Raw genomic sequence first — 10,604 nt, forward strand, 5'->3', positions numbered from 1 at the left:
GGAGCAAGTGGAAAACTTTCTTGCTGCCGGATGTTCCGAATTGGTGAAACAATCGCCCAAAGATGAATTCACAATCGTGTCTTTGTCGCGGAGCGATCCAAAGTTTCAAGCGATTTGCCGTGACTTCGGCGAGGCAGTGACCGCCTTCCACAGCTTTCAAGCTAAGGGGGAACACGGGCAAGCCCGAGCGGCCGAATATCACCTGATCTGCGAGGATCTTAGCCTCGAACTGATGGAATACATCAACTTGGCCAGGGCCAGACCCAAGGCAAAAGGTCACCAGTGATGCAACACGACGGTCGCCCGAACAGGCAACTTGCGCGACGCCGTGACCTGAATTCCAGCAAGCAAGGAGACAGGAATGATTAAACGAACCTGCCAGACGCTTTTCTTCGTATTTCCAATGGTGCTCGGCCTCATTTCCACTGCTCAGGCACAGGACGGTGATGGCCAGGAGTGCAAGGCGTTGTTTGTGCAAAATGCCGGTTCAGTGTCGATGACCTCGGACACGATCACGATGACAGATGTCAGCCCGATCGTCACATTCTTCTGTGACAGGCCGGTTCGGTATGCGGGTGTGCAAAGCATACAGGGCTTTCTGGACATGGTGTCCGAAGGTGACGACAGCTTTGCCGTGGACCCGCCCAACGCCTTACTGACCATCGTTGCGGATGGCGAACCGCCTGTCGATGTGGTCGTGGAGTTGTCGCAGCGGCCAGTGAACGATCAGGGAACGATGACCTATCCCGGCGTCAAGGTCATCAAGGGTGACATTCCACAAGCCACAGGCCCGGGCACGTTGTTCATCGACCATTTCGGCCGACCAATGTCGCCGGGATCGGTGGCAGGTGTGCATCGCCGACATGACCGCCGCGAAGTTCGTCACTGTGCCGCCGACAACCCCGATAACCCGGACGATCTTTGCAACTGCGGGCCCGGCCTCGTTTGCAACTGAGACAAGATAAATGATGGAGGAGAATATGTTTTATTGCATTGGTAGAAGATTTCACAATTTGGCATTTGCCTGCACAACCTTGGCAATGTCCTTTGGCGTCGCCGCAGCTTATGCCGAAAACCTGCCGACCGGCCGGACCGCCACGCAGATCAGTGACGAAGAGTATCCGGCCAGCTATTTCCCGAATACGGAAATCCTGGGGACCGATGAAATGCGGATCACCGCATTAGGAACCGGCATGCCGAACCAGACAAAGGCTGCGGTGTCCATTTCGTTTCTCGTTGAACTTGGCAATGGCGACGTATTCCTGTTCGACATCGGTATGGGCTCGATGGGCAATCTATTTTCCCTTCGGCCAGACTTTTCGAAAATTGACAAAGTTTTCGTCAGCCACCTGCATGTCGATCATGTCGGCGACTTCATGGGGCTGCACATCGGCAGTTGGCTGTCGGGGCGATACACTCCTTTACGGATTTATGGTCCCACCGGATCGACTCCGGAAATGGGCATCAAGGCCTTCGTTGAAAACAGTAAGGCCGCCTACGCCTGGGATCTGGACGGGCGCACTGGCGCATTGCCGGATGATGGAGCCAAGATTGAAGTCACCGAATTCGACTACATGCAAGAAAACGAGGTTGTCTACGAGGAAAATGGCGTGACGATCCGGTCCTGGCCGGCAATTCATAGTCTGGATGGATCGGTAAGTTATTCGCTGGAATGGAACGGGCTGAAGTACGTGTTCGGTGGCGATACATATCCAAACAAATGGTACGTGAAATACGCTAAAGGTGCCGATCTCGCCACTCATGAGGCATTCCTGCCGCCTAAAGCACTGGCGCCTTATTTCGGCTGGAGCCTCGGACAAGCCACATATGTTTCAACGCGCGTTCATACCGAACCGGCAGCTTTTGGGAAAGTCATGGCCGAGGTCAAACCGCGCCACGCCATGGGGTACCACTCCGTATTGTCGCCGGAAAACTATCAGGCGATCTTAGAGGGCATCCGTTCAACTTATGACGGTGAGTTGACACTGGCCCGAGATCTGACAGTCATCAACGTGACCAAAGACAAGATCGTGGTACGAGAAGCATCGGTGGACGAATACGCGCTGCCCCCTTCCGTGTCGCAGGCCTATATCGACGCGCCACGGTCCAAGGAAAAGGAACCCTCCGACAAAGTTTTGGCTGGGAAATGGAAGGGATACACTCCGCCGAAGATGCCGGATGACAAGTAGCCCGCACTTGGAGGGCGCGTCCCCGCCGGACGCGCCTGTAAACCCAAGTATCGCAGGTCGATACGTCTCTGTCCGACTGCGTGAGGGAAAGAGTTTCAAGGAAAGAACGGATTTATGACAGCTCTTGCCAAATCCCTTTTGTCCAAACCGGCTCGATCAGGCATATTGGCGTCGGTTGCTCTTTCCGCTCTGGCATCGAGCCCCGCTGCAGCAGATGACTCGGAACTGGCCAAGCAATTGTCGAACCCGCTGGCGTCGCTGATCTCGGTTCCGTTCCAGTTCAATTACGACACCGGTTACGGCAGCGAAGATGGCAATCAGACAACTCTGAACATTCAACCTGTCATACCCTTTTCCTTGAACGATAATCTGAACCTAATCACCCGGACGATCATTCCTTACAAATGGCAGAACGATGTTTCCGGCAAGTCCGGGAGCAACCAGGGTTTCGGGGATACGACGGTAAGCCTTTGGTTCAGCCCAACCAAGTCGTCGTTTACATGGGGCGTCGGACCCATCTTCTATTTGCCGACCTCCAGTAACCGTGAACTGGGCGTGGGCGATTGGGGCGGCGGGATCACTGGTGTCGTACTGGTTCAGGAGGGGCCCTGGACCATTGGTGGGCTGGGTAACCATATCTGGTCATTCGAAAGCGACGACATCAATTCAACTTACCTTCAGCCCTTTCTGGCGCACACCACCAAGGACGCTTGGACTTACACGGTGAATTCCGAATCCACCTATGACTGGACCACGGACGAGTGGACCGCGCCGGTGAATCTCATGATTTCTAAGCTGGTCAGGTTTGGAGGACAGCGCGTATCGCTGCAGGCGGGCGCGCGCAACTACCTGGCTTCTCCAGACTCCGGTCCGGATGGCTGGGGAGCTCGGCTGTCTGCGACCCTTGTGTATCCGCGGAAATAAAAGGGGAAACGTTGCACCGTTTCTTTGAACAATGGCGAGATTATTAGGACATATCAGACGCTTGCTGGCGGCCCTTGCGGTTTCCATCCTTGCGACCGCCGTCAAGGGTGATGTGATCCCGTACAGCGGGGCAGAAGTCGCCAGAAATATCGCTGTGTTCCGAATTGAAGACGGGGGCATTCGTCTGGAACTGGAAATCTACCCCGAGGATTTGGAGGTTTTCGAACACGCCTTTCAGTTGAAGCTCACAACGGCATCCCTTGCGACACCGGCCAAGTTTCATCAGTCACTCGGCGAGAACCCGGAAAGCCTTGTGGTCGCTCGCACTGACGGGAAATCGCTGCCGTTTGACGTGATACGTGTGGAACACCGACAGAGAATTGACCGGGCGTCGCCTTTTGCTGGAATGACCGACCCCCTCACCGGAAGGCCAATCCCCAGTCCGCCTGAAAATTCGGACGTTATGTATCTTGAGGTGTTCTACAGTTTCGAGGGTGCGCGGCCCGAAACTCTGATCCTGAGCCCGCTCTATGCCGAGGATGAAGCGCCCGCAGCCTCAATTGGGTTCATGCTTTTCGATCGTGCGGTCCCGGTTTCGCGGTTCAGTTTTCTGAAAACAGATATGCAACTGACCATTGATTGGACCGATCCGTGGTATTCAGCCTTCACAAACCCCAATTTCAACCGGTCGGCACAAGACGGCACTTCGTCATTTCTTTACGTGGCGCCTCGTGAACTTCGTCACGAAATACTCATCCGGGTTCGAGAACTTGCGTCGTGGATTGACCAGGAATTTACGACCGGTAACAGGCTGGAACCTGCGCTTCAATCGCAGATAATGTCCGCTGCTCTGGAAGAGTTCAAAGACCGCAATCCACTGAGTATCTCCGGTGAGACTGTCGCATCTGCTTCGGCTCGTGGAGCATTTCTGACGTTAGGAGAAAGAGGGTTTCAAGTGGTTGAAGGCGCTCCGACGCTGATAGCCGATACGACGTTCGTCGGCTTGATACTGACTTATCCGGTCTCGGAACTGCCGACCACAGCGTCAATTAACTGGGACATGTTTGGTGACACGATCCAGAAAGTTCCGATAACTCTGACTGACATTGCCGGCCCGTTTTATGCATGGGCATCGCCGGACGAACCTGCCGTCACATGGACCAATCATTTGAAGCGATACAACGACCCGAAAGTTACGCCGGTTCAGGCGGCGGGGATCTTTGTCATACCATTGTGGATAGTGTTAGCTGTTGTCCTGTCCGCGGGCGCAGGCGTGATCGCATTCCGATCATCCAAGAAACTGATATGGATTTGCGCTATGGCGCTATCAACGGTGTCTCTTTTTGCAAGCATCGCTTTTTCAGGGAAACACGCAATTTCGGTCCTAAACCCGATCTCCGGCAAATCCGACACGCAGATTGTGACGAGTGCATTTTCCCGTCTTCTGACAAACACATATGTAGCCGCTCTTGAAGTGTTTCCCGAAGAGCGGAAACTGGCGCTTGCACCGATCGTCATCGACACATCGCTCGCTGATGTGGCTGCTGAGTTGGAAACCAGCTTGACGATCCGAGTGCCCGGTGGCGGACGCGCGCAAATCGTCGACGTCACGGATGTTGTTATTGTCGAAGGCGGCATGACCCGCAGAGGACAGTTCGAAGGCGTTGTGCAGTGGCGCGTCGACGCTAGGGCCGGACATTGGGGTCATGATCACCGTCGGCGCGTCGATTATCGCGCCCGAGTAGAGATCCAGCCCGACCAAGGAAACTGGGTTCTCACAGCCATCACAGTGCTGGAGGCACGCTCACCAGATGTCTGATCGTTTGCGAAATATCCTCCTGGTATGTGTTACTGCTTGTCTGATCGTTCCTGCGGTCGCAAGCCAGGCGCATTTCCTTCTGAACCTCAATGTGCGGATTCTTCATGTTGAACACACAAATGACGGGCTCCGCATCTTTCTACGCGTGCCGATGCCATATCTTGTCGCGGACAAGACCGGTGAACCAGTTGAGGGCGACCTTCCGTCCGCCGCACCGTTTACGACCAATGCTTTTGAGGATGGCCGCGTGGTTCACTTTGTCGATCCCGCCGAAATCGCCGTAGACCCGCTTGGGCTCGGCCAAATCGCTGAGATTGGTACGGCCTTAGAGGTCCGGAATACGCATGTTCCTGGCAATGTTGAATCTGTTGCGCTTCATCGGGTGGGCCAAGAACCCGGGTTTGCAACTTTGAATGAAGCCAAACAAGCTGTATCTCAAGGCTCAACCCTGCAGTCCAATCCGCCTGCCTATGTCGGCGACGTGGTTGTGGACATTGTAATACACTACCAATTCGGGCAGGCACCTTCCGCCTACGCTCTTTCAAGCCTGCTGGACCCCGGTTTGCCGGATCAGGAAATGACCGCGAACCTCATCCTGGATTACGGTGTTGGGGATCCATTGATTTTTCGAACACGGGGGTTGATGAAGGACCCGATCGAGGTCTCCCGCTCCAGAATAGCAGGGATCGCAACCTTTATTTGGGAGGGCGTGCGCCACATTCTGGAGGGCATCGACCATGTTCTGTTCGTTATTTGCCTCGTCATCGGAGCGCACGGATTGCATGCGCTTTTATGGCGGGTCACCGGCTTTACAGTTGGTCACAGCGTCACCTTGTCACTTGGCTTCTTTGGCTACGTGCCATCGGGCGCATGGTTTGTCCCATTCGTGGAAACGGGTATCGCTTTGTCGATAATCTATGCGGCTTTTCTGGCAGTGTTGGAGGGCCGCTCAGATATCGACTCCAACAGAAAGGTTTTTGTCATTACCGTCCTGATGGGCCTCCTTCACGGTCTCGGTTTCAGTTTCGTCCTTCATGAAATTTTGCAGGTAACGTCTCCGAATATCTGGCAGAGCTTATTGGCTTTCAACGTCGGCGTTGAAGTTGGGCAACTTGCAATTGTCCTGGTCACCTGGCCGCTGCTGTCCCTATTCACCAAGCTTGGTCCAACCCCGGAGATGTCGTTGAGAGTAACGATAGCGATTGGGTGCGGAACGGTTGCAAGCTGGTGGACTTTTGTGCGCGGAAAAGACTTTCTGGAGATGCTGCTAAGCTAAAGTCATAACTCTGACGCCGAGTTGGGAATCTGTCCGAGGTCAGTAAAACAATCATACTCTCATAGTCAGTGTTTCTTGGAAGCGGCCAATGCGAAAGCAGGCAGACGTCAAAGCTGCGAACAACACAAAGGCAGACATTACATTTGCCTGAGCAAGCAGCGTGCTTTCTACGCCAATGTCCGGTTCGAGAATGCCGCAGTGCCGCGATTTCGGAGATCTTGAACGGCGGAATTTGGCCGAACGGAGCCAAGAAACAGATCGTCCGGGTCGCTGCATTTTCTAAAGCAAGGCAACTCCGAACCAGGTTGTAGGATTTCTACCTAGTTTTCAAGAATACTTGCCCTTGTATCATGCGCTTATTCGACTGCGGTCCTTGGTGGACGAATGCTCCAGCAAGTGCCGCCATATCACACCGGCAACGCAATCACGAAACCGGAATGGACCAAGGTGATCAGCACCGGGTATCTCTGTTAGTTTTGCCTGATCCAAGTCGCGGGTGAGTATTTCGACGATGCGCTGTGTATGTGGATGAGACTGGCTACCAAACATAAGTGTTGTAGGAACGAACACATTGCGTGTCTGCGCTGGCTCGTCAATCAGGGCTTGGAAATCCAAAACAACTTTGGGAATCCAGTCGGCGAGCGCCTGCCTGCGGGCGCGCGACAACGTTTGCCAACTACCGACGCCACCCCAGAAATCGGTGTACAAACTCGCTGCAAACTCACTACAGCCCTGTTCCACTGCCGATTGAATGTCTGACGCCAAGGTTTCGATTTCCTTCAGAAGTCGCCCATCCTCGACCTGATCCGTTTTAAGCAATGAAAAACTCGTCGGTTCGTACAGGCAAAGAGAGAGTACGAGTTCCGGTTGGTTACCGGCAATGTGTAGCCCCAGCGCACCCCCGTAAGAATGCCCAACAATGTGAACCGGTTCTCCAATTCGCGTAATATGAGTGATCAGAGCGACGGCCTCGTCCTGCAATCCAAACTTGGGGCCTCCCTTCCACGGTCCTCGGGCTGGCGTGCCGATCAGGTCGAAGGCATAGAAGGGCACACTCGGTTCGATCAACGTGCGCAAGAAGTCCCATTGGTGGCTGTCGTGGCCGGAGCAATGCAGTGCGACGACTGGCGAAATTTCGGTTATTGGGTCGGATCGGGAGCTCAAACTTTGCAATTTTTCCTCCTGGATTTCTGAGGCCAAAAACAAACCGTTCGGGACCTCATAGACGGGCGGAGCCCGGCATTCAGTCTCCTGCCCAAACGAGTTGCAGTCCGGCGGTTGTCAGCGAGGCATTTCAGGGTCACTTGGCAGAACGGCGAAAAGGTGGACATGTGTTTTGTCGCCCATCGTTCCTGGTTCGTGCCCATAGGTCTTACCGTCGCTGTGATACGCGGCGGCCAGGCCGGAAACGAGTTGGCTGCTTGATCCCTGCAGGCAAGGTTCGAAAGCCAATTCAAAAACGGCGGAGCCTTCAGGTCCAGCCCGAAATACGCTGTCTTTACCGTCCCGTGCGCCAATCGGAATGTCATAGGTCGAAAACGGTTCGGTGAATGGAACCGGCATGTAGAAAGTCCACAATGTGTAGAGACCGTTGGGAACCAGACCTGTGAACACTACCGATATCTCTCCAGTCTCGTCCGAACATTGATATGACGCAGTGCCCGATGCTGCCAGCCAGTCGCCAAGTGAAATTCCGAGATCGAATCCGATAGGATGAGGACCAACGGCATCGACATTCATCGGGTCGTGCGGTGTCATCTCGGCCGTCGTGTAAACCGTGTTTTCGAAATACTGTTGGTAATCTTCGGTCGTCACGCGAAAGACAGTGTTGTCCTCAGCGTGTCGAGCGACAAACACGTCCTGTTCGATCATCCCGGCCTCAATGTGATCCACAAAAGCCATTTCTATTCCCTCAGCCATTGCGGGATGGGCTGCGGTGATGGCGAAAAGGATAGATAGCCGGGTCGTCAAATGTCTCATAATCTATTCCTCCTTGATGAACGGACTTATCGATAGTGGGAAGAGCGATCTAAAAAAGCTTGGAGGAGGTTTTGATTTTTCCTTCAGATTTCCTTTAAAATGGAGCCGTGAAGGGAATTCAGGGCAATGCTGTACAAGTTTGACCTGTTCACGCTCGACACGGACCTTCGGGAGTTGAGGCGTGGCGACACAACTATATCCGTGGAACCGCAAGTTTTTGATCTTCTGTTGCTGCTGATCGAAAACCGCGATCGTGTGGTGGGTAAGGATGAAATCTTCGAAAAGGTGTGGAAGGGACGCGTCGTTTCCGATGCGACGCTCAGCAGCCGCATCAATGCGCTGCGTAATGCACTCGGCGACGACGGTAAAACGCAAAAAGCCATCAAAACGAGCCATGGCCACGGGTTTCGCTTCGTCGCCGATCTCAGGGGCGAAGCGAGGGAAACTGAACCAAAACTTGGTTTGTCGATCTTCACCAATCGGCAACGCTGGATTTCCGCGGCTATCGTGACAGTGGCAATTTCGCTGGCCGCAATCTGGATCTGGGACCAAAAGTCGAGCCCGACACCCGTTTCGCTTCACGACAGGCCCGCTATCGCAGTTTTGCCGTTTGTTAACCTAAGTGATGATCCGGAGCAGGACTATTTCGCGGATGGGATGAGTGAAGATATCATGACCGATCTGTCCCGCTTCGGATATTTCTTTGTTGTCAGTCGAAACTCTACATTTACCTATAAAGGATCGTCGCCTCCGGCCAGGCAGGTGGCGCACGAACTTGGCGTGCAATATGTGTTGGAGGGCAGCGTCCGAAAGACAGACGACAAGATCAGGATTACTGCTCAGCTAATTGATGCCACCAGCGATAAACACATCTGGGCAGAACGCTATGATCGTGACTTTGGCGATGTGTTCGAAGTTCAGGACGAAATTACGGAAAATATCGTCGCCTCAGTTGCGCCGGAATATCTGACTGCCGAGACTCAGAAGGCGCAGAAGGACACAGATCGAAACTTGGAAGCATGGGACACATTTGTCCGCGGTTACTGGCACTACATGCGTTTCACGCGTCACGACAACCTCACAGCACAAAGGCTATTGGTCCAGGCGATTGAACTTGATCCAAGCCAGGCAACTTACCAATCAATACTGGCAGCTTCATATATGATTGATGCACTGTATGGTTGGTCGGACACCCGCGAGGCCACACTTCAGCATGCATTGCAGGTCGCGGAAAGGGCCTTGGCCCTCGACGATCAGGATTCGCAGGTAATCCGGGTTGTCGGCTTGATACATTTCTTTTCCAAAGACCATGACATGGCACGGCATTTCTACGAGCGGGCCGTTGCCGCTAATCCTCTCGACGCCGAAAACCGAGCCCTGTTCGGTGCGGCGCTGGGTGTGGCAGGTGAATACGAAGCAGCCGTTAAAGAATTTCAGACGGCGATGCGCCTTAGCCCGCGGGACATGCATATGGCCACTTGGTTCAATTATCTCGCCGTCGCGGCATTTGTTGCTGGACAGGACGCAGAAGCCGCCGAATGGGCACAAAAGACGATCCGCTCAAACCCACAGTTTCCAGGAGGTTACCGTACGCTGGCCGCCGCATCTGGCCAATTAAATGAAATAGACAAGGCGCAATCCGCAGGCACAAAACTGCGCGAATTGCTGCCCCATGTGACGATTGCGCAGCTTCGGGAAAGCGTACCATACTTCCAAAACCCCGAAGACTTTGAGCGATATTTGGACGGGCTTCGCGTTGCGGGCATTCCAGAATAGTCGAACCCAAACGGGACTATCTCAAACTGCCCATTAAAAATAGCGGTATCCGGCTCGATTCTCGAGGTGTCGTCTACGGCGGTCATACAGGACAGCACGGCCCGAAAATCTTTGATGCCCCGCGCCCACTTGAAGAAACTTATTGGAAAGTGGGTTCAGGTTCAGCTATGCAAACACCGACGCGAATTGGACTGCAAATGTACGAAGGGCATACATTGGTAGAATTGCAAAATAGCTCGTGTTGTAGGCCAAATGAGGCTCAATCTGTGAAAATGACTGCGCTAAGACCACAAGACAAAAGAGGTTTTTGGGCCGCTCTGAAGGGTTGTAGCATATTTTTCCCAATAACTTCAGCATTCAAAATGGGTCGGGCCGCCGTAGGCCTAAAGCAATTCCAGCCGCCTTGCCCTGATCTACTGGGCAGAATAAGTCCGATTTACTTGATACTTACAGCCAAAACTTGTCGCCAAACAGACAACTTAAACGCGCGTGATGCTTGAGGAGTTCCTTGGATCCAACCGGGTCCGCCTCGGCTACAAACAGACAGATGAAACGGATGCCCCACATCAAGGTCTGCGAACGGACTGAGCCTCCCCAACTGAACGGGTCCACCGTTATGTTCAGGAAACGGAGGACTAAG

General features: G+C 53.7%; 10 protein-coding genes. 7 read left to right on the plus strand and 3 right to left on the minus strand.

What is annotated here, in order from left to right:
- Nucleotides 1-7: 7 nt before the first annotated feature.
- The 6 genes from GOW93_RS19715 to GOW93_RS19740 all read left to right on the plus strand — a co-directional run bounded on the left by GOW93_RS19715 (nt 8) and on the right by GOW93_RS19740 (nt 6,208).
- Nucleotides 8-286: a hypothetical protein gene (locus GOW93_RS19715; RefSeq protein ID WP_170387927.1), complete on the plus strand. Its 279-nt coding sequence runs from the start codon at nt 8-10 to the stop codon at nt 284-286.
- Between the two features lie 75 nt (nt 287-361).
- A complete protein-coding gene (locus tag GOW93_RS19720; protein WP_170387929.1) occupies nt 362-955 on the plus strand; it encodes a hypothetical protein in 594 nt (197 codons plus the stop codon).
- A 25-nt stretch (nt 956-980) separates the two neighbouring features.
- Nucleotides 981-2,189, plus strand: a complete 1,209-nt coding sequence (gene gntH, locus GOW93_RS19725) for a guanitoxin biosynthesis MBL fold metallo-hydrolase GntH (protein ID WP_170387931.1) — start codon at nt 981-983, stop codon at nt 2,187-2,189.
- A 114-nt stretch (nt 2,190-2,303) separates the two neighbouring features.
- Nucleotides 2,304-3,113, plus strand: a complete 810-nt coding sequence (locus GOW93_RS20805) for a transporter (protein ID WP_170387933.1) — start codon at nt 2,304-2,306, stop codon at nt 3,111-3,113.
- A 61-nt stretch (nt 3,114-3,174) separates the two neighbouring features.
- Nucleotides 3,175-4,932 carry a hypothetical protein gene (locus tag GOW93_RS19735; protein ID WP_170387935.1) on the plus strand — a complete coding sequence of 586 codons (1,758 nt, stop codon included), beginning with the start codon at nt 3,175-3,177 and terminating at the stop codon, nt 4,930-4,932.
- Complete coding sequence (locus GOW93_RS19740; protein WP_170387937.1) at nt 4,925-6,208, plus strand: HupE/UreJ family protein; 1,284 nt, start codon at nt 4,925-4,927, stop codon at nt 6,206-6,208. Before GOW93_RS19735 ends, GOW93_RS19740 begins: the two co-directional genes overlap by 8 nt.
- Before the next feature lie 348 nt (nt 6,209-6,556).
- On the opposite strand, the gene GOW93_RS19745 is transcribed toward GOW93_RS19740, so the two are convergent.
- Entirely contained in the window at nt 6,557-7,381 is an 825-nt protein-coding gene (locus GOW93_RS19745; protein WP_170387939.1) for an alpha/beta fold hydrolase, read from the minus strand.
- Between the two features lie 108 nt (nt 7,382-7,489).
- Nucleotides 7,490-8,188, minus strand: a complete 699-nt coding sequence (locus GOW93_RS19750) for a hypothetical protein (RefSeq protein WP_170387941.1) — start codon at nt 8,186-8,188, stop codon at nt 7,490-7,492.
- 126 nt (nt 8,189-8,314) lie between these two features.
- Between GOW93_RS19750 and GOW93_RS19755 the strand changes: the two genes are divergently transcribed.
- Nucleotides 8,315-9,964 (plus strand): winged helix-turn-helix domain-containing tetratricopeptide repeat protein, encoded by a 1,650-nt coding sequence (locus tag GOW93_RS19755; protein ID WP_170387943.1) that lies wholly within the window; start codon nt 8,315-8,317, stop codon nt 9,962-9,964.
- A 447-nt stretch (nt 9,965-10,411) separates the two neighbouring features.
- On the opposite strand, the gene GOW93_RS20720 is transcribed toward GOW93_RS19755, so the two are convergent.
- On the minus strand, nt 10,412-10,604 hold a 193-nt coding region (locus GOW93_RS20720), incomplete at its 5' end, for a hypothetical protein (RefSeq protein WP_217354818.1).

It is taken from the genome of Ruegeria atlantica (assembly GCF_013032455.1).
Lineage (GTDB): Bacteria > Pseudomonadota > Alphaproteobacteria > Rhodobacterales > Rhodobacteraceae > Ruegeria > Ruegeria atlantica_B.